Here is a 19,119-nt window from a genome sequence, read left to right as displayed (position 1 = left end):
GAGCGCCACCCCCGGCCCGCAGGTCGGCCGGCGAGCCTCCACCCGGCGCCGTTCCGGCACCGGGGTGAGGATCGCGGGGTGGACGTCGTCGCGCTGCTCGGTCTCCTGCTCGTGGGGATCGTCGTCCTCACCCCGCTCGCCGGACGGGTGGGGGTCCCGCAGCCGATCGCGCTGACGCTGTACGGCCTACTGCTGGCCTTGCTCCCCGTCGTGCCGACGCCGCGGGTGCCGCCGGACGTCATCCTGCCGCTCGTCCTGCCGCCGTTGCTGTTCGCCCAGACGCTGCGGGGGTCCGTCCGGGAGCTGCGCGCCGACGCGCGCGCCGTGACGGTCCTCGCCGTCGGTCTCACGGCGGCCAGCGCGGCCGCCGTCGCGGTCGTGGGCCACCTGCTCGGGCTGCCCTGGGCGGTCGCGGTCGTGCTGGGCGCGGTCGTCGCCCCGCCCGACCCGGTGGCCGCGACGGCCGTGGCGCGCACGCTCCGGCTGCCGCCGCGGCTCGTCACGGTGCTGGAGGGGGAGGGGCAGTTCAACGACGCCACCGCCCTGACCACCTACCAGGTCGGGCTCATCGCGGTCGTGGCCGGCGGCATCGGGCTGGGGGAGGTCGGTTGGCGGCTGGCGCTGCAGGTGCTCGGCGGGATCGTCGTCGGGCTCGCCGGCGGGGTGGCCGCCCGGGCGGCGCTGTCCCGGCTGTCCGACGCCTCCGTCGAGACGACGATCACCCTCGCGCTGCCCTTCGCGGTCTACCTGCTCGCCGACGCCGTGGAGTCCTCGGGCGTGCTGGCCGTCCTGGCCGCGGGGTACTTCCTGCGCTCACGCGGTCACCGCGCCTCGACGTCGGCGGGGTGGGTGCTGGGCCGGTCGGTCTGGCGCTACGTGGACTTCCTCGTCACCGGACTGCTCTTCGGGTTCCTCGGCCTGGAGCTCACCTCGGCGCTGGAGGACAGCTCCGCGGTGGGGGACGGCCACGTGCTGGGCCTGGCGGCCGCCGTCATCGCGGTCCTGGTGGTCGTGCGGTTCGCCGTCGTCCACGGCGCATCGGCGCTCGCGGGCCGGCGCGCGCGGCGGCGGGGGTCGGCCACCCCGGCCGGGTGGCGGGAGGCGACCGTCGCGTCGTGGGCGGGGATGCGCGGGGTCGTCACGGTCGCCACCGCCCTGGCCCTGCCCCTGACGGGGCAGGACGGACCGTTCCCGCACCGGTCCGAGGTGGTGGTGGTCGCCCTCGTCACCGTGCTGGTGACGCTCGTCGCCCAGGGACTGACCCTGGCGCCGCTGGTCCGGCTGCTCGGGGTGGGGGCCACGGAGTCCGCCGAGGAGGACGCCCGGCGCCTGCGCCGGGACGCGACCCGGGCGGCGCTGCGGGCCGTCCAGCAGGCCTCCGACGTCGGTGAACGCGCCCGCTCGACCGTCACCACCCGCTACCGGGCCCGGTGGGAGCACCAGGACCGCATCGTCGGTCTGTTCGACGAGGGGGAGGAGGAGCCGGAGGCCGTCGAGGAGCTCGGCCGGCTCATGGTGGTGGCCACCGACGCCGAACGCGACCGCGTGCAGCAGGCGCGTCGCGACGGCGAGGTGAGCCCCGCCGTCGCCGACCGGCTCCTGCTCGACGTCGAGGCGCGGGCCGCGCGCTACGAGTGAGGCTCTCCGGACGGGCCCTTCCCGTCGTCCGCGTCCTCGTCCTGGGAGCGCGGGTTGAGCGCGTCGGGGTCCGCGTCGGGGTCGGCGTCGCCAGCGGTCCGGGCGCCGTCGCCGGTGCTCGTGCCGCGCGTGTCGCGGGGGTTGAGCTGACCGGGGTCGGCGTCGGGGTCGGCCTCGGTGGTGCTGTCGTGGACGTCGATGGCGTCCCGGTCCTGCGGTTCGTCCTGTGGTTCGCTCATGCACCCACTCTGAGCGGGTGTCGGGCGTTCCGCCCATCGTGATTGCCCGGTCACCGGGGGTGAGGCAGAGTGAGCAGCGTCGTCGCCGGGCTCCGTGGCTGTCGTCGGCACGCGCTGCAACCAGCCGGCGCGCCGCAGACGAGCGAGGAGAACCCCGTTGCCGTCGGCATGCCTCACCCTGCCCTCCGACCCCGGCGCGGTCGCCGTGGCGCGGCGCTGGGCGCTCGACCGCTGCCGGCAGGAGCTCGCGGGCGGCGGGCCGGACCGGGACGCGGTCCTCGACGTGGTCGAGCTGCTGACGTCCGAGGTCGTCGCCAACGCCGTCGTCCACGGCGCCCCCCCGGTGCGGCTGGAGGTGGAGTGCGGCCCCGACCACGTCCGCGTCGCCGTCCACGACGGCAGCGCCGCGCCACCCCACCTGCGGGCGCGGGACCTCGAGAGCACCGGTGGCCGCGGCGTGGCGCTCGTCGACGTCATGGCGGACGAGTGGGGATCGGGGCCGGCGCCCGAGGGTCCGGGGAAGGTCACGTGGTTCCGCTGCGGGTGGCCCGGGGGACGGGCCACCTGACGGGTCCGGTCACACCGGGGCCGCACTGCGGTCCGGCCGCGAGGCCCACGACCCGAGCCACGGCCCCAGGTCGTCCACCGGCATGGGGCGGGCGTGCACGAACCCCTGCACCTCGTCGCAGCCCAGCTCGCGCAGCGCGTCGACGGTCGCGACGTCCTCGGCCCCCTCGGCCACGACCCGCAGGCCGAGCTCGTGGGCCAGGCCCACGGTCGCCGCGACGATGGCGTGGACGCCGGCGTCCTCCAGGACCCGCTGGGTGGAGGAGCGGTCGACCTTCAGCTCGGTGGCCGGCAGGTCGCTCAGGTGCGCCAGCGAGGAGCAGCCCGTCCCGTAGTCGTCGATGCTCAGCCCGAACCCCCGGCGCCGCAGCGCGTGGCACAGGTCGAGCCCGGCCTCGCCGTCCTGCACGAGCGCCCTCTCGGTGACCTCCAGCACGAGCGCGGACGCCTCCAGGCCGGCGGCCAGCAGGTCCTCCAGCAGCGGCAGCAGCCGGGGGTCGGACAGGTCCGTGGCCGACAGGTTGACCGCGACCGACACCTCCGGCCACCCGTCCGCCCGCCAGCGGGCCACGTCGCGGGACGCCGTGCGCAGGACGTGGACGGTGAGCGCCCCCGTGAGTCCCTCGTCCTCGACGACGTCGAGGAAGGCCCCCGGGGACAGCAGACCGAGCAGCGGGTGCCGCCAGCGCACGAGGGCCTCCACGCCCCTGACCCGGCCGTCCGCGAGCCCCACCTGCGGTTGGTGGAAGACCTCGAGCTGCCCGACCTCCCCGTCCCGCCACAGCGCGTGCAGGTCGTCCGCGAGCCCGGCCCGCCGGCGCGCGGCCGCGTCGAGGTCGGCGTCGTGGAGCCGCACGCCGCAACGGCTCGCCTTGGCCTGGTACATGGCCGTGTCGGCCTGCCGGAACAGCTCCTCGCCCAGCTGCCCTCCGGTGGCCACGCCGACGCTCACGCTCGTCCGGCGCCCGTCGTCGGCGGCGGCCCGGAGCAGGAGGAGGCCCAGCTCGGCGGCCGCCGGCTCGTCGGCGTCGGGGACCAGGACGGCGAACTCGTCCCCGCCGAGCCGGCACAGGACGGCGCCGGGCGGGACGGCCCCGGCCAGCCGGCCGGCGACGGCGACGAGCAGCCGGTCGCCCGCGGGGTGGCCGAAGCGGTCGTTGACCTCCTTGAACCGGTCGACGTCGAGCACGAGCAGCGCGCGACGCTCGGCCGGGACGGCGAGCGCCCGGTCGAAGGCCCGACGGTTGGCGAGCCCCGTGAGCTCGTCCGTCAGGGCCTCCTGCCGGCGGACCGCGAGGTGCGACAGGTCGCGGATCAGGTGCACGACGCGGAAGCTCACGCCGACGACGGCGGCCGAGGCCCACACCACGGCGGGGGTCGTCACGTCGGGGCGCAGACGGGTGGCGCCGGCCAGCACCGACACCCCGGCCAGCAGCACGACGAACGCGCCGATCGTCAGGGACTGCGTCGTCGCGGGCTGGGGCCGGGTCGGACGGACGGGCATCTGCGCCGCGAGCCCCACGCTGAGCGCGAGCGCGGCGGCCCCGGGCGTGGCCCACCCCGGCCGCCCGGTCGCTCCGAGCACCTGCCCCGCGAGCGCCGCGGCGGCGCCCGCGCTCATGAGCCAGGGCCGCAGGTCGGTCAGCAGGGCCGCCGTGCTCGCGACCGTCAGCGTCGTCCCGAGGACGACGAACAGCGCGGCCGCGCCGACCAGCACCGGCTGCCGACCGGCCACGGCCGGCACCGCCCACCCCGCGGCGGCCAGCGCGAGGTCGACCACGGCCACGACGGCGAAGATCGCGCTGATGCCGTTGAGCCAGTCGCCGGGGTCGGTCGTGCGCGTGCTCGTGCGGTTCCACCCGATGAGTCCGCGGTAAAGCAGGGCGCAGCCGACGAGCCCGGCCGCGGTCAGGACCAGCGGAGCCCCGCCGGCGAGGTCGACCGCGCACCCGGCGGTCGCGACGAGCGCGGAGGAACGGAACCAGCGCCAGACGTCCCGCTCGGCCTCCACCCGCCGGACGCGGTCGTGCAGCAGCGCGAGCGACAGGACGCCCGTCCCGGTCCGCAGCACGGGTTCGGCCGAGGCGGGCCAGACGACGGCCGCGGTCACGGCGAGGAGCACGAGGGGTGCGAGCACGACGGCGAGCCGCGGGACGCGGGCGGACGGGCGTCGGCAGGGGGCGTGGTGGCGGGCGCGGTCGGCCACGGGGGCACCACCTCCGGTCGCAGAAGAGGCACCCGGCGTGCTGCAGGTGACGGGAGACCATCGGCACCGCGACCGCGCTCGCGCAGGGGCCGGCGGGGAGGATCGCCCGTCCGGGTCAGCCGGAGACGGGTCCGGGCGGGTCCGGCACCTCGAACTGCACGCGGGCGATGTCGCTGCACGACGGGGCGAACAGCTCGGCCCGCACGCGGTTGTGCTCCGGATCCGCGTCGTAGGCGCGGTAGGCCTCCGCGTCCACGAAGTCCAGCGTGAGCGCCCAGTCCCAGTTCCCCGCGCGCAGCCCCGCGTCGGTCCCCACGTGCACGGCCAGCAGGCCCGGCGGGTCGAGCGCGACGATCGCGCGCAGTGCCCGGTCCAGCACGCTGCGGTCGGCTCCGGGGTGCAGACGGCCGACGACGACGTTCCTGATCACCCGGCCAGCACAGCACAGGCTTGCCCCGCCCGGGCGTTCGGGACAGGCTGCGCCCGTGAGCAGAGTCGTCCGCTTCGAGCGGTGGGGCGGGCCGGACGTCCTGCGCGTCGTCGAGGTCCCCGCCCGCCGTCCCGGACCCGCCGAGGTCCAGGTCACCGTCCGCGCCTCGGGGGTGACGGCGGGGGAGTCCGCCGCCCGCGAGGGGGCCCTGGCCGAGCTCTACCCGCGGGCCTTCCCGGCCGCCACCGGCTCGGAGTTCGCCGGGGTCGTCACCGACGTCGGGTCCCGGGCCCGCCGGTTCGCGGTCGGCGACGAGGTGCTCGGCTGGAGCCCGGAGCAGGGCGGGCACGCGGACGTGGTCGTCGTCCCGGAGGGGGCCCTCGTCCGCAAACCCGCCGCCGTGTCCTGGGAGGTCGCCGGCGCGCTGTACGTGGCGGGCGTGACGGCGTGGACGTGCGTGGAGTCCACCGGGGTCGGGGACGGGGACGTCGTGCTCGTCGTCGGCGCGGCCTCCGACGTCGGCACCCTCGTCGTCCAGCTGGCCCGCCTGTGCGGGGCCGGGGTTGTCGGCGTGGCCGAGGCCACCCACCACGACTGGTTGCACGCGCACGGCGCGGACGCCGTCGAACCGGCCGACGCCGGGGCGCTGGCCCGCGTCGTGCACGGTCGCGCGGGACGCGTCGACGTCGTGGTGGACACCACCGGCGCGGACGTCGACCACCTCGCCGAGGCCCTGGAGGTGCCGTCCTCCCGGTGCGTCGCGACGCTGCCGCTGGAGGCCGACCTGGAGTTCGGTCCCGCCGCGCCCCGGCGCGCCGAGGTCCTCGCCGAACTCGTGGACCTCGTCGCGCAGGACCGGTTGCACGTGCCCATCGCGGGGGCGTTCGCGCTGGACGACGTGGTCGAGGCGTTCGCGACGGCCGAACGCCCGCACCGGCGGGGCCGGATCGTCCTCCTGCCCTGACCCCTCCTCGCGGGACCGGCGGGCCGCCGGCGGGTCAGTCCTCCCCGGGGGCCACCCGCTGCGCGGCCAGCCGCACGGCGGTGTTCCCCGCCCCGAACCCCGCGTACCCGCCGCGCCGCTCGACGACCTCGACGAAGAACTCCCGGCTCACCGAGCGGGCGAAGAACTGCAGGAACTCCCCACCCCGTTCGTCGCGGTCGTAGAGGATCCCGCGGCGCCGCAACGACTCGCAGAACTCCTCGTCGAGGTCGAACCGGGCGGCGAGGTCGTCGTGGTAGTTCCCGGGCACCGGCAGGGCACGGCCGCCCGCGGCGAGGAAACCGTCGACGACGGCCACGAGGTCGTTGGTCGCGAACGCCACGTGCCCGCCCGTCAGCGGCCGCCCGCGCAGCGTCGCCGACGTGGGCCCGACGTTCAGCGCGATGCGGACCGGGGACCGCGGCGACGTGTGCGGCCGGGACCGCACCAGCCCGTCGGGAGCCGGGACCTCCGAGAGTTCCCCGGCCTCCAGACCCAGCACCGCGGTGAGGAACAGGCCCGCGGCGTCGAACCCCGCGAACGGCTGGGGCAGCGTCACGTGGTCGATCCCCGTGAACCCGCCCGCGGACGGGGTCTGCGCCGGGGCGGGGACGGGGACGAAGTCGTCGCGCCACTCCGGCGCGGTGCTGCAGAACTGCACCCACGTGCCGTCGGGCGCGACGAGCGAGGGGATCTCCGCCTCGCCCGGGCCCACGGGGCGGTGCACGAGCGGGGCGAGCAGGTCCCGTGCGCGCTCGGCCAGGGCGTGCGGCTGGTCCACCTCCAACCCCAGGGAGGACAGCCTCGCCCGGTCCTGGGCCGACCGCTGGTTCACCACGACCCGCACCGGCCCGCGGGTCCACAGGTCCACCTCGCCGCGGCGGTGCACCCCGGTGCGCCGCAGGCCGAACGCCGTCAGCAGCGACTCCACGGCCGGCAGTCCCGCGCCCGAGGCGGCGACCTCGACGAAGGCCCAGTCGCGCGGGACGGGGGCGGCGGGCAGCGTCCCGGGGACGGCTCGGTCGGCGAGGTAGCGCAGCGAGCGCAGCGCGTCCACGGCCGTGCGGCCCGGGTCGGCCTGGCGGTAGAGGTCGTTGAACACCTCCAGGGACACCGGCCCGTCGTACCCGCAAGCCAGGACGGCCCGCTGGAACCGGGCGAGGTCGAAACCCCCCTGGCCGGGGAACAGGCGGTGGTGCCGGCTCCAGGGCAGGACGTCCATGCCGAGCAGCGGCGCGTCGGCGACCTGGCAGAAGAACACCTTCTGCAGGTCCGCGATGCCGTCGGGGTCGTCACCGCGGGACAGGACGTGGAAGGAGTCCACGCACGTCCCCAGGGCGGGGTGGTCGGCGAGCGCCACGACGCGCGCCCCGTGCCGGTAGTCGGAGACGTGGGCCCCCCAGGCGAGCGCCTCGTACGCCAGCCGCACCCCCGCGGCGGACGCGTCGTCGGCGAGCGCGCTCAGCTGCGCGGCGAGTCCGTCGTCGTCGCGCACCGCGCCCGCGTGCACCGAGGAGCAGACCAGGACCAGGTCGCAGCCGAGCTCGCGGACGACGTCCAGCTTGCGCCGCAACCGTTCGCGGACGCGCGCCGCGCGGGACGGGTCGACGTCGTCGGGGTCGCGGAACGGCTGGTACAGCGCGATCCTCACCCCGAGGTCGGCGGCGAGGGAGCGGACCTGCGCCGGTCGCAGCGGGGAGGTCACGAGGTCGGGTTCGAACACCTCGACGGCGTCGAAGCCGGCGGCGGCCGCGGCGCGCAGCTTCTCCGGCAGGGTCCCGGCCAGGCTCACGGTCGCGATGGAGGTGCGCACGGTGACCACCCTGCCACCCCGGCAGTCCCCGGGGGTGGTGCGGCGGGAGGGCCTCGTAGGGTGCGGCGGTGGAACCCCGACCCGTCAGAACCCCGTCCAGCGATGCCTCCGGCGACTCGTCCGGCGGGCCCGAGGGCGTCGCCCCCGACCGCGTCCTGGGCCGCACGTTCGCCGCCGTCCTGTTCGACATGGACGGCACCCTCGTGGACTCCACGGCGGCCATCGAGCGGTCCTGGACGACGTGGGCGGTCGAGCACGGCGTCACGGGCGAGGCGCTGCGGAACGCCGCCGGCCACGGGCGCCCGGCTCCCGAGATCGTCGCCGACCTCGTCGGGCCCGGGACGGCCACCGCGGCCGCGGCGCGCATCCTCGAGCTCGAGACCACCGACGTCGACGACGTCGTCCAGCTGCCGGGGGTGCCCGAGCTGCTGGCCGGCCTGCCCGCCCACCGCTGGGCGGTCGTCACCTCCTGCTCGGCGCCGCTGGCCGACGCCCGCCGGCACGCCGCCGGGCTTCCCGACCCCGACGTGCTCGTGGTGTTCGACGACGTGGCCAGGGGCAAGCCTGCCCCGGACTGCTTCCTCCTCGGCGCGCAGCGGCTCGGCGTCGACCCGGCCGACTGCCTCGTCGTGGAGGACGCCCCGGCCGGTCTGGCCGCGGCGCGGGCCGCCGGGTGCGCGACGCTCGCCGTGCGCACGACCCACCCGGACGGGCCGCTGGACGCCGACCTCGTCGTCCCGCTGCTGTCGTCGGTGCGCCTGGACGCCGGCCCGGACGGTGTGCGCCCGCGGCTCGTGACCGCCGGCTGACCCGCCCGGAGGTGTCCGGAGCTGTAACGCCGGGACGCGCCGGGTCGATGACCCACCCGGAACCCGGTCGCTGCCCGGACCCCCGAGCGGGCAGCGACCGGGTCTCCCCTCGCGCGACTCCCGTCGCCCCCCTGTCCGGCCCGGCCGCCACGACCCGCTGGACGACGCGTGCGGTGGGCGGTCCTGAGCGCCCCTCGCGGTAACCTCGGCCCATGCCGACCGCCACCGCCGCACAGCCTCCCCGTCCGTTCGGGACGGTGCTGAGCGCGATGGTCACCCCCTTCCGCCCCGACGGGTCCCTCGACCTGGCCGCGGCGGCCTCCCTCGCCGAGCACCTCGTCGCCACCGGGCACGACGGCCTCGTCGTCAGCGGGACGACGGGGGAGTCGCCGACGACGACGGACGAGGAGAAGGACGCGCTGCTGCGCGCGGTCCTGGACGCCGTCGGGGACCGGGCCACGGTCGTCGCCGGGGTCGGCACGAACGACACCCGGCACACGGTCGAGCTGGCCCGAGCCGCCGAGAAGGCCGGCGCGCACGGTCTCCTCGTCGTGACCCCGTACTACAACAAGCCCCCGCAGACCGCCGTCCTCGCGCACTTCGAGACGGTCGCCGACGCGACCGGGTTGCCGGTCATGCTCTACGACATCCCCGCCCGCGCGGGCGTGCCGATCGAGACCGAGACGCTCGTCCGCGCGGCCGAGCACGACCGGATCGTCGCGGTGAAGGACGCCAAGAGCGACCTGTACGGCACCGCCCAGGTGCTGGCCCGCACCGACCTCGCGTACTACTCCGGCGAGGACGCGCTGAACCTGCCGCTCCTGACGCTCGGCGGGTCCGGCATCGTCTCCGTCGTCAGCCACGTCGCGGGTCGCGAGTACGCCGCGATGGTCGCCGCGGTCGACGCGGGCGACCTCGTGGCCGCCCGCACCCTGGCGTCCCGGCTGCTGCCCGCCGTCCGCGGCGTCATGACGCGCACCCAGGGCGCCGTCGCGGTCAAGGCCGCGCTCGAGCTGACCGGAGTCCTGCCCGGCCGCACCGTGCGTCAGCCCCTGCTGCCCGCGACCACCGCCGAGGTCGAGGCGATCCGCGCCGACCTGGCCCTCGCGGGTCTCGCGGCCCCGGCCGCCTGACCCCCCCCGAACCTCAGTCACACCCGTACCGACCGTCGCGGCCCCCGGGCCGCAGGAGGAGCCGCATGAGCCACCCCCACCCCGAACTGACGTCCCCGCCGCCGCTGCCGAAGGGCGCCCTGCGCGTCTACGGCCTCGGCGGCCTGGGCGAGGTCGGGCGCAACATGACCGTCCTGGAGCACGAGGGCAAGCTGCTCGTCGTCGACTGCGGCGTGCTGTTCCCCGAGGACCACCAGCCCGGTGTCGACCTCATCCTCCCCGACTTCGGGCCCATCGCCGACCGCCTCGACGACATCGTCGCCCTCGTCCTGACGCACGGGCACGAGGACCACATCGGGGCCGTCCCGTACCTGCTGAAGCTGCGCTCGGACATCCCGCTGCTGGGGTCCCAGCTGACGCTGGCCCTCATCGAGGCCAAGCTCAAGGAACACCGCATCAGGCCGTACACCCACGCGGTGCGCGAGGGGCAGAAGGAACAGCTCGGCCCGTTCGAGTGCGAGTTCATCGCCGTGAACCACTCGATCCCCGACGCCCTGGCCGTCGCCATCCGCACCGCGGCCGGACTCGTCCTGCACACGGGCGACTTCAAGATGGACCAGCTGCCGCTGGACAACCGGATCACCGACCTCAACGCGTTCGCCCGCCTGGGCGACGAGGGCGTCGACCTGTTCTGCGTCGACTCCACCAACGCCGAGGTGCCCGGGTTCACCGCCCCCGAGCGGGACATCGGCCCGGTGCTCGAGCAGTTGTTCGGGCGCGCGGAGAAGCGCATCATCGTCGCCTCCTTCGCCTCCCACGTGCACCGCGTGCAGCAGGTGCTGAACGCCGCGGACGCGCACGGGCGCAAGGTGGCCCTGGTGGGTCGCTCCATGGTGCGCAACATGGGCATCGCGGCGGACCTGGGGTACCTGACGGTCCCGAAGAACCTGCTCATCGACCTCAAGCAGGTCGACGACCTGCCCGAGGACCGGGTCGTCCTCATGTGCACCGGCTCGCAGGGCGAACCCATGGCGGCGTTGTCGCGCATGGCCAACCGCGACCACCGCATCGCGATCGACGCGGGCGACACCGTGATCCTCGCCAGTTCCCTCATCCCGGGGAACGAGAACTCCGTGTACCGCGTCGTCAACGGCCTGGCCCGCCTCGGTGCCACGGTCGTGCACCAGCAGAGCGCGAAGATCCACGTCTCCGGTCACGCCAGCGCCGGGGAACTCCTGTACTGCTACAACGTGCTCAAGCCCCGCAACGTCATGCCCGTGCACGGGGAGATCCGGCACCTGCTGGCCAACGCGGAACTGGCCGTCAAGACGGGCGTCCCGCGCGAGCGCGTCGTCATCGCCGAGGACGGCGTGGTCGTCGACCTCGTCGACGGGAAGGCGAGCATCGTCGGCGCCGTCCCCGTCGGCTACGTCTACGTCGACGGGTCCAGCGTCGGGGAGATCACCGAGGCCGACCTGAAGGACCGGCGCATCCTGGGCGAGGAGGGTTTCATCTCCATCTTCGTCGCGGTCGACTCCGTCACCGGCAAGGTCGTCTCCGGTCCGGAGTTCAACGCCCGCGGGTTCATCGGCGACGGCGACGACCGCTTCAACGCCGTCCGCAAGCGTGTGGAGAACGCGCTCAACGAGGCGTCCACGGGGCCGGTGGACACCTACCAGCTGCAGCAGATCGTCCGGCGCACCGTCGGGACCTGGGTGTCCCAGACGCACCGCCGCCGGCCGATGATCGTGCCGGTCGTCGTCACCGCCTGACCCGCGCGCAGCTCGGCGCGGTCGCCCTCACTCGCGAGGGCGGCCGCGCCGCAGCGCGATCCACACGACGAGGTTCACCAGCAGCACGACCCGCGCGGCGCCCAGCGTCGCCTCCAGCGAGACCGCCGAGCGGGGCAGCGCCGCCACGACGAGCGAGCCGAGCAGCAGCAGCACCGCCGTCACCCACGCCACGACCAGCAGGGGACGGCGCCGCGAGCGTTCCCGCAGCGCGTGCTGCAGCGACCGGGGCACCGCCCGCCACGCTGGGACGAACCACGCGGCGAGGACCCCCCAGCCGAGGGCGAGCACGATCCAGCGCCACGGCACGACCGAGCCGTCCGCCCCGCTGCCGTCCGCCCCGCTCTCGACCGCTCCGGCGACGCCCACGCCCAGCGCGGTGAGCAGCCCCGCCACCCACACCCGACGCGCCAGGCCGACCGCCAGGACGTCGACGTTGTGCCGGGCCACCGCGCTCTGCGGGTCCGCGGCCAGGGAGTCACCGAGCAACCGCGCGCCCCGTCCGAGCCGGTGGGAGTTCAGCGCCAGCGCCCCCAGGTTGTTCAGGGCGTCGGCGTGCCCGGGGTCCAGGCGCAGGACGGCCTCGTACGCCGCGACGGCCGCGCGCCGCCGCCCACGCCGGTGCTGGACCAGGGCCAGGACGAACAGCGGACCGGTCAGGCCGGGCCCGGCCTCGACGGCGGCGTGCGCCGCGCGCAGAGCCTCCCGGCGGCCGCCGCGTCGGGTGGAGAGGACGGAGGCCAACCGGGCCAGCGCGTACGGCTCGGACGGCTCGCAGCGCACGGCCTCGCGCGCGGCCCGCACGGCCTCGCCGTGGCGGCCGAGGTGCTCGAGGGCCACGCTCGCCAGCCGGTGGCCGTGCTCGGCGGTCGGGTCGACCGCGACCGCCGCCTGCGCGGCCTGCAACGCCTGTGGCCAGCGGTGCAGCTGGATCTCCGCCACGGCCGCCAGGCGCAGCGCGACGGGGTGACGCGGTTCGCGGGCCAGGACCTCGTGCAGGGTGCGCAGCGACTGCTCCCACCGTCCGGCGTCCCCGAGGGCCTCCGCGCGCCGCAGCGCCAGCTCGGTGGGGGAGGGCGGCACGCTCGCCGGGTGGTCCGGGCCGTCGGGGGGAGTCGGCACCGGTCCTCCTGGCTCGTCTACGGGATCGTGTCCGAAGGACTACGGACTGCGACCAAGGATGCTAGGTTCACGCCGTGCAGACGCCTCGCCGCACCCGGTCGGAGGCTACCTACCTCCCGCGGCACTCCACGGGTGGGTTCCTCGGCGGCCGGCCCGCCCGGGTCGTGGCCGCCGGGCTGACCGTCTCCCTCGGCGTCATCGGCGGGGCCGTGCTCGTCGACCGGGCCGACGCCCCGGCGGGGCGACCCGTCGCGCAGGCTCCCGCGAGCGCCGCCGCGTCCCCGTCGTCCTCGCCGTCCCGCGTGCCCCCGACGTCGCAGCCCACCGCGGTCGCCGCGCCCCTCGCCACGCCCCTCGCCACGCCCCTCGCCACGCCCCTCGCCACGCCCCTCGCCACGCCTTCTCCCGAGTCCTCCGCCCCGTCCGCACCCTCGGCGGGGAGCGCGGTTCCGGCCGCCGGCGGGACGTCGACCTCGAGCGACCGGGACCGGTCGGCCGGCACCGGGTCCTCCCGCGCGGCCTCCGGGTCCGCCGCGACGCCTCCCACCGAGCCGGTGGCCCCGGCCCCCTCCGCGGCGCCGACCGTTGCAGCCCAACCGGTCACGCCCGCCGACCCCGCCCCGGGCGCGCGCGAACTGCTGTCGGCGTCGGTCGAGCTGCCCGTCGACCTCCCGTCCGACCTGCCCGGCTCGTCGCCCGGCCACCTCCCGCTGACGGGGTCGGTCTCGGTGCAGCTGCCGCTGCCGGACCCGGTCACCGTGACGGGCGAGGTGAGCGTGCCGGCCCCGGGGGAGGTGCGGGTCGAGGTGCGGGTGGAGACGCCCGCCGCGCCCGTGTCCCCGGAGCAGTCCCCGGAGCAGTCCCCGGAGCAGTCCCTGGGCTCGGTCGTGGACCGGGTCGCGCGGCACCTGGCGGGACCCGCCGGCTCCTGACCCCTCGCCGGCCGGGCTCGCGGGTCAGCGCCTGCGGCGCCGCAGGTGCTGCACGAGGTCGTCCCACGACCCGTCGGAGTTCGCGTACGTCGCGACGTTGCGGGCGGTGTCGAACCACGCGCCCGTGGACGGCCGCACCTCGCGCCACGCCGCGTGCAGGTCGGAGTCGGTGAGCGGACGGACCCGGCCGGTGCGCAACGCGTCCCGCATCGCCAGCTCGGCCGCCGTCTCGACGATGTGCGCGAGGTCGGCACCGGAGTAGTCCTCCGTGCGGGCGACGAGCGGTGCGAGGTCGAGCCGGTCGGTCGGCCGGTCGCGCAGGTGGTGCTCGAGCACGGCACGGCGCGCGGGGGCGTCCGGCGGCAGCACGAGGACGGTGCGGTCCAGCCGCCCCGGACGGCGCAGCGCCGGGTCGACGTCCCAGGGCGCGTTGGTGGCGGCCAGCACGAAGACGCCCTCGTTGCCCCCGGCGCCGCCCGTCGCCACGCCGTCGAGCTCGGCGAGCAGCTGCTGCACGGTCGTGCGCATCCCCGTCGAGCGGGTCTGGCTGCGGGACATGCCCAGACCGTCGACCTCGTCGAAGAACAGGACGCACGGGGCGTTGCGCCGCGCCTGCTCGAAGAGGGCGTGCAGGTTCTTCTCGCTGCCCCCGATCCACATGTCCAGGACGTCGGCCAGGCCGACGGAGAGGAACTGCGCGCCCACCTCACCGGCGAGGGCCCGCGCGAGGAACGTCTTGCCGCAGCCGGGCGGGCCGTACAGCAGCAGCCCACCGCGCAGGCTCTTGCCGTACATCCGGCGCAGCTCGGGGTTGCGCAGCGGGCCGAGGAAGGCCAGGTCGAGGCGTTCCTTGACGTCGCTCATCCCGGCGACGTCGGCCAGCGTCGTGGCCGGACGCGTCAGGTCGGCGGTCGTCGCGTCCGGGTCCGCCGGGCCGTCCTCGACGTCGTGCGCCCCGAGCCGGCTCGTGTCGAGGGGGCCGAGGTCGGCCTCGGCGCGGTCCCAGTCGAAGGCGGGCGGTCCGCCCGGAGTCTGTGACGCGGGCTCACTGCGGTCCGGGGCGGGGTCCGGAGCGGGGGCGAGCGCACGCTGGACGAGGTCGCGCGCCTGGTCCGAGGCCGGGTCCAGGGCCAGGACGTGCGCGGCGTGCGCGAGCGCCGCCTGCCCGTCGCCGGCCGCGAGCAGCAGTCCGGCGACGTGCAGCCGCAGCGGCACGTCGGCCGGGTTCGCCTCCAGCGCGGCGAGCAGGCTGCGCAGCAGGGGGTCCTGCGGACCGGACGAGCCCGGGGAGGACGGCGACGCGCTCACGGCGTCAGCGTAGGCGGGCCGGCCGGCGGGCGGTCGGCCCTGTGGCGCAGCGGGGCGGCAGCGGCCGCGGCGACCGCCCCCACGGCGGTCTCCAGCGGCCCGCGGCCGACGACGAGCCGCCAGAGCGTCGCGACGACGAGCGCGACGACGACGTGCAGGCCGAGCAGACCCGTGGAGTGGTCCTCCGTCCCGGCCAGGGCCAGCACGTGACCGGCGTAGACGGTCAGCGGCATGCTGCCCAGCGCCGCCACCGGCACGAGGAACCGGGTCACCGCGCCGGGCAGCAGGCAGGCGGCCCCGATGACGGCCAGCGCCGTCCCGGCGGTGTGCAGCAGGTCGAACGGCGTCCCGGAGTGGGCCGTCACGACGGCCAGCCACCACCGCGAGTCCGTCGGGACGGTCCCGTAGAACTCGGCGCCGTCCAGCCCCGCGGCTCCCGTCAGCGGCCGGAGGGCGGCCAGGCCCCCGCCGGGTCCGAGCAGCAGACCGCTCGCCAGCCACGCGCCGGCCGCGAGCACCGCCCCGGCACCCAGCAGCCGCAGCGCGCCGGCGCTCGCCTGCAGGTCGACCCGGGAGACCGCCAGGCCGAGCACCAGGTACCCCGCCCAGCCCACGACGGGGTAGTAGCCCGTGAGGGCCAGCGTCTCCAGCAGGTCCCCGGGCCGGACCAGCCAGGCGAGCGTCGGCTGCTCGAACTGCGCGGGCAGCTCCGCCGACCGCCGGACCGCGAAGGACAGCAGCGGCGCCAGGGCGAGCCAGGCCACCCCCAGCACCGCCAGGCGGCGCGCGGGCCACCACAGGAACGGCAGCACGACGACGAAGGCCACGCCGTAGTACGGCAGGATCACCGCGACCCGGCTGTCGACGTCGATGAGCAGCAGCCCGACGAGCGCCACGAGCAGGCCGCGGACCACGACGGAGGTGCGGGCGGCGGCGCGCTCCGCGCCCCCGCGCCGGGTCGCCAGGCCGAGCGAGACCCCGGCCAGCACCGCGAAGAGGCCGGACGCCCGGCCGTGCGCGACGGAGTACAGGACGCCAGCGGTCCCGCTCCCCGGCGCGTCCCCGGGCAGCACGTGGACGGCCATCATCCCCACGACGGCGACGGCGCGGGCCAGGTCGATCCCGACGAGGCGACCGCGGTCGGCGGCGGTGAGCAGCGGCACCTCGCCAGTCTGCCGGGCCGGTCCGCCGGGTCCGTCGGGCGCCTCGCGGCGTGTCGTCGACGGTCCCGCAGCCCTGCGGGAGACCCTGGGACCCGGCTGGGCGCTCGCCCGGTCGGAGCAGTCGTGCGCCGGTACCGTGATCACATGGCCACCCGGGGGACGACCCAGCGCACGACGGAGCGCAGCAGCAGGGGAGGGGCCTCGACAGTGGCGACCGGTTCGCGAGGTGGCACGAAGTCCGGGTCGGCCGGGGGCAGGACCCCCGCGCGATCGTCCGGCACCCGGGGTGCCCGGCCCGCGGCCAACCGGTCCGTGTCCAGGACCCCGGCCAAGACGTCCGGCAGGGCGCCCGCGAAGAACGCCCCGGTCAGCACCGGACCGTCATGGCCCGTGCGCGCCGTCACCGCCGTCTGGATGGCCGTGGCCCACCTCGTCGGCGGGGCCGCCCGCCGCGTCGGCACCGGCGCCCGCGACCTCGACCCCGAACTGCGCCGCGACGGCGCCGGGTTCGCCCTGCTCGCGCTGGCGATCGTCGTCGCCGCCCGCGAGTGGTGGGGGCTGCCGGGCCGCGCCGGGGCCGTGATCCACACGGTCGTCGCCGGGACGTTCGGCGAGGTCGGCCTCGCGCTGCCCGTCGTCCTCGTGGGGTTGTCGGTGCACCTGCTGCGCCACCCCGACCACACCCAGACCACCACGCGCGCCGTCGTCGGCTCGATCGCGCTGACCCTGGCCACGGCCGGGCTCGTGCACCTGGCCACCGGTGCCCCCTCGCCGACGGGGCCCGAGGGCGCCGGGGCGGTGACGGACTCCGGCGGCATGCTCGGCTTCCTCGTCGCCGGGCCGCTCACCACGGCGCTCACGGCGTGGGTGGTCGTCCCGATCCTCGTGCTGCTCGGCTTCTTCGGCGTCCTCGTCCTGACCGCCACCCCGGTGCACGCCATCCCCTCCCGCGTCCGCGAGGCCTACGAACGCCTGACGCACCACCCCCACCGCCCTGCCCCCGAGGAGCGCTCTTCGCGCCGCGACCTGCCGGCGAACGCCCTGGCCCGTCAGCGCGCGGCGCGCGCGATCGAGGCCGCTCCCGCGGACGACGACGAGGACACGGCGCCCGTCCGTCGCCGCGGCCGCAAGGCCCAGGAGGCGCGGGAGGCCGCCGAGGCGGCCCGCGTCGGCGACGAGGCGTTCGAGCAGGCCGCGATCACCGACGCCGCCGTCGAGGAGTCCGGACGGCACGCGGGTCGCCGGCCCCGACCCGGTGAGCGGCGCGTGGTGCCGTCCGACGTCCCGTCCGTGCGCGAGGCGCTCGCCGCGGGCGACGCCCCGCCCGTGGTGGACGGTGCGTCCGTCCCGGCCACCAAGCCCAGGGACCTCGCTCCGCCGGAGGCGACCCCGCTGCCGCCGCGGATCGAGCAGCTCACGCTCGCCCCCGACGTCACCTACACGCTGCCCGAGGCGGCCGCACTGACGCCCGGGACCCCGCCGAAGGAGCGCAGCGCCGCGAACGACCGCGTCGTGGAGGCGCTCTCCGGCGTGCTCGACCAGTTCGACATCGACGCCCGCGTCACCGGGTTCTCCCGCGGCCCGACGGTCACGCGGTACGAGGTGGAGCTCGGGCCCGGGACGAAGGTCGAGCGGGTCACGCAGCTGTCCAAGAACATCGCCTACGCCGTCGCCAGTGCGGACGTGCGCATCCTGTCGCCGATCCCCGGCAAGTCCGCGATCGGCATCGAGATCCCCAACAGCGACCGCGAGACGGTCTCGCTCGGGGACGTCCTGCGCTCGCACGCCGCGACCTCGACCGAGCACCCGATGGTCATGGGTGTCGGCAAGGACGTCGAGGGCGGGTTCGTCGTGGCGAACCTCGCGAAGATGCCGCACCTGCTCGTCGCCGGCGCCACCGGCGCCGGGAAGTCGAGCTTCGTGAACTCCATGATCACCTCGATCCTCATGCGGTCCACGCCCGACGAGGTGCGCATGGTGCTCGTCGACCCCAAGCGCGTCGAGCTGACGATCTACGAGGGCATCCCGCACCTCATCACCCCGATCATCACGAACCCGAAGAAGGCCGCCGAGGCCCTGGAGTGGGTCGTGCGCGAGATGGACGTCCGCTACGACGACCTCGCGGCCTTCGGGTTCAAGCACGTCGACGACTTCAACAAGGCCGTCAAGGCGGGCAAGGTCCAGGTGCCGGAGGGCTCGCAGCGGGTGCTGCACCCCTACCCGTACCTGCTCGTGATCGTCGACGAGCTGGCCGACCTCATGATGGTCGCGCCGCGCGACGTCGAGGCCTCGATCCAGCGCATCACCCAGCTCGCCCGTGCCGCCGGGATCCACCTCGTGCTCGCGACGCAGCGCCCGTCCGTCGACGTCGTGACGGGCATCATCAAGGCCAACGTGCCCTCGCGGCTGGCCTTCGCGACGAGCTCGCTGGCCGACTCGCGCGTCGTCCTCGACCAGCCCGGCGCCGAGAAGCTCGTCGGGCAGGGTGACGCGCTCTTCCTGCCCATGGGGGCGTCCAAGCCCATGCGCGTGCAGGGGGCCTGGGTCACCGAGAGCGAGGTCGAGGCCGTCGTCTCGCACGTCAAGGCGCAGCTGCGGCCCGTGTACCGCGACGACGTCGTGGTCGCGACGCAGAAGAAGCAGGTCGACGAGGAGATCGGCGACGACCTCGACGTCCTGCTGCAGGCGACCGAGCTCGTCGTGACGACGCAGTTCGGCTCGACGTCGATGCTGCAGCGCAAGCTGCGCGTCGGGTTCGCCAAGGCCGGTCGCCTCATGGACCTCCTGGAGTCCCGCGGGGTCGTCGGCCCCAGCGAGGGGTCCAAGGCCCGCGACGTGCTCGTCCGCCCCGACGACCTCCCCGGCACCCTGGCGCTCATGCGCGGCGAGGAACCGCCGACGGCGATGGAACCCACGGGTGAGCCGGAGGTCATCGACCTCGACGGCAGCGACGGCTCCGAGGACGCCTGGGAACTGCTCGACCGCCGCTGATCCCCTCCCGCCGGGCC

At 76.1% G+C, this 19,119-nt stretch carries 16 protein-coding genes; 8 read left to right on the top strand and 8 right to left on the bottom strand.

Annotation, left to right across the window (positions count from 1 at the left end):
- The first annotated feature begins 78 nt into the window (after positions 1-78).
- On the top strand, positions 79-1,638 hold the full coding sequence (locus ACFEMC_RS12205) for a cation:proton antiporter (RefSeq protein ID WP_380169885.1): 1,560 nt from the start codon (positions 79-81) through the stop codon (positions 1,636-1,638).
- Here the strand turns inward: ACFEMC_RS12205 and ACFEMC_RS12200 are convergent.
- A complete protein-coding gene (locus ACFEMC_RS12200; RefSeq protein ID WP_380169884.1) occupies positions 1,629-1,877 on the bottom strand; it encodes a hypothetical protein in 249 nt (82 codons plus the stop codon). The genes ACFEMC_RS12205 and ACFEMC_RS12200 overlap by 10 nt on opposite strands.
- Positions 1,878-2,034: 157 nt before the next feature.
- Here ACFEMC_RS12200 and ACFEMC_RS12195 point away from each other — a divergent pair, with 157 nt between their 5' ends.
- On the top strand, positions 2,035-2,445 hold the full coding sequence (locus ACFEMC_RS12195; protein ID WP_380169883.1) for an ATP-binding protein: 411 nt from the start codon (positions 2,035-2,037) through the stop codon (positions 2,443-2,445).
- Between the two features lie 9 nt (positions 2,446-2,454).
- On the opposite strand, the gene ACFEMC_RS12190 is transcribed toward ACFEMC_RS12195, so the two are convergent.
- Both ACFEMC_RS12190 and ACFEMC_RS12185 read right to left on the bottom strand, forming a co-directional pair.
- Positions 2,455-4,650, bottom strand: a complete 2,196-nt coding sequence (locus ACFEMC_RS12190) for a putative bifunctional diguanylate cyclase/phosphodiesterase (protein ID WP_380169882.1) — start codon at positions 4,648-4,650, stop codon at positions 2,455-2,457.
- Positions 4,651-4,765: 115 nt separating this feature from the next.
- Positions 4,766-5,080, bottom strand: coding sequence for a Dabb family protein (locus ACFEMC_RS12185; RefSeq protein WP_380169881.1), 315 nt, complete (start codon positions 5,078-5,080; stop codon positions 4,766-4,768).
- A 55-nt stretch (positions 5,081-5,135) separates the two neighbouring features.
- On the opposite strand from ACFEMC_RS12185, the gene ACFEMC_RS12180 reads away from it, so the two are divergent.
- Positions 5,136-6,044: an NADP-dependent oxidoreductase gene (locus ACFEMC_RS12180; protein WP_380169880.1), complete on the top strand. Its 909-nt coding sequence runs from the start codon at positions 5,136-5,138 to the stop codon at positions 6,042-6,044.
- A 34-nt stretch (positions 6,045-6,078) separates the two neighbouring features.
- Here the strand turns inward: ACFEMC_RS12180 and ACFEMC_RS12175 are convergent, their stop codons facing one another.
- Positions 6,079-7,875, bottom strand: a complete 1,797-nt coding sequence (locus ACFEMC_RS12175) for a TIM barrel protein (protein ID WP_380169879.1) — start codon at positions 7,873-7,875, stop codon at positions 6,079-6,081.
- Between the two features lie 68 nt (positions 7,876-7,943).
- Here ACFEMC_RS12175 and ACFEMC_RS12170 point away from each other — a divergent pair, with 68 nt between their 5' ends.
- From ACFEMC_RS12170 to ACFEMC_RS12160, 3 genes are all read left to right on the top strand, one after another.
- On the top strand, positions 7,944-8,684 hold the full coding sequence (locus ACFEMC_RS12170; RefSeq protein WP_380169878.1) for an HAD-IA family hydrolase: 741 nt from the start codon (positions 7,944-7,946) through the stop codon (positions 8,682-8,684).
- A gap of 212 nt (positions 8,685-8,896) precedes the next feature.
- Positions 8,897-9,817: a 4-hydroxy-tetrahydrodipicolinate synthase gene (gene dapA, locus ACFEMC_RS12165; RefSeq protein ID WP_380169877.1), complete on the top strand. Its 921-nt coding sequence runs from the start codon at positions 8,897-8,899 to the stop codon at positions 9,815-9,817.
- A gap of 65 nt (positions 9,818-9,882) precedes the next feature.
- Positions 9,883-11,568, top strand: coding sequence for a ribonuclease J (locus tag ACFEMC_RS12160; protein WP_380169876.1), 1,686 nt, complete (start codon positions 9,883-9,885; stop codon positions 11,566-11,568).
- A gap of 27 nt (positions 11,569-11,595) precedes the next feature.
- Here ACFEMC_RS12160 and ACFEMC_RS12155 read toward each other — a convergent pair whose 3' ends face one another.
- Entirely contained in the window at positions 11,596-12,708 is a 1,113-nt protein-coding gene (locus ACFEMC_RS12155) for a tetratricopeptide repeat protein (RefSeq protein WP_380169875.1), read from the bottom strand.
- Between the two features lie 74 nt (positions 12,709-12,782).
- On the opposite strand from ACFEMC_RS12155, the gene ACFEMC_RS12150 reads away from it, so the two are divergent.
- Positions 12,783-13,640, top strand: a complete 858-nt coding sequence (locus ACFEMC_RS12150) for a hypothetical protein (RefSeq protein WP_380169874.1) — start codon at positions 12,783-12,785, stop codon at positions 13,638-13,640.
- Positions 13,641-13,664: 24 nt separating this feature from the next.
- On the opposite strand, the gene ACFEMC_RS12145 is transcribed toward ACFEMC_RS12150, so the two are convergent.
- The 3 genes from ACFEMC_RS12145 to ACFEMC_RS12135 all read right to left on the bottom strand — a co-directional run bounded on the left by ACFEMC_RS12145 (position 13,665) and on the right by ACFEMC_RS12135 (position 16,485).
- The gene (locus ACFEMC_RS12145; RefSeq protein WP_380169873.1) at positions 13,665-14,948 is read right to left on the bottom strand and encodes an ATP-binding protein; all 1,284 of its coding nucleotides are present in this window, start codon (positions 14,946-14,948) and stop codon (positions 13,665-13,667) included.
- Positions 14,945-16,111: a heparan-alpha-glucosaminide N-acetyltransferase domain-containing protein gene (locus ACFEMC_RS12140; protein ID WP_380169872.1), complete on the bottom strand. Its 1,167-nt coding sequence runs from the start codon at positions 16,109-16,111 to the stop codon at positions 14,945-14,947. Before ACFEMC_RS12140 ends, ACFEMC_RS12145 begins: the two co-directional genes overlap by 4 nt.
- A 140-nt stretch (positions 16,112-16,251) precedes the next feature.
- Entirely contained in the window at positions 16,252-16,485 is a 234-nt protein-coding gene (locus tag ACFEMC_RS12135) for a hypothetical protein (RefSeq protein WP_380169871.1), read from the bottom strand.
- Between the two features lie 40 nt (positions 16,486-16,525).
- Between ACFEMC_RS12135 and ACFEMC_RS12130 the strand changes: the two genes are divergently transcribed.
- Positions 16,526-19,102: a DNA translocase FtsK 4TM domain-containing protein gene (locus ACFEMC_RS12130; protein ID WP_380176753.1), complete on the top strand. Its 2,577-nt coding sequence runs from the start codon at positions 16,526-16,528 to the stop codon at positions 19,100-19,102.
- The last annotated feature ends 17 nt before the right edge of the window (positions 19,103-19,119 follow it).

Origin of the sequence: Kineococcus sp. DHX-1, assembly GCF_042473625.1 — a bacterium.
Lineage (GTDB): Bacteria > Actinomycetota > Actinomycetes > Actinomycetales > Kineococcaceae > Kineococcus.
This window is presented reverse-complemented; position numbering and strand designations above follow the sequence as displayed.

Coding starts and splice junctions, on each gene's coding strand:
- ACFEMC_RS12200 (WP_380169884.1), bottom strand. CDS start 1,877: ATGAGCGAACCACAGGACGAACCGCAGGACCGGGACGCCATCGACGTC.
- dapA (WP_380169877.1), top strand. CDS start 8,897: ATGCCGACCGCCACCGCCGCACAGCCTCCCCGTCCGTTCGGGACGGTG.
- ACFEMC_RS12160 (WP_380169876.1), top strand. CDS start 9,883: ATGAGCCACCCCCACCCCGAACTGACGTCCCCGCCGCCGCTGCCGAAG.
- ACFEMC_RS12130 (WP_380176753.1), top strand. CDS start 16,526: ATGGCCGTGGCCCACCTCGTCGGCGGGGCCGCCCGCCGCGTCGGCACC.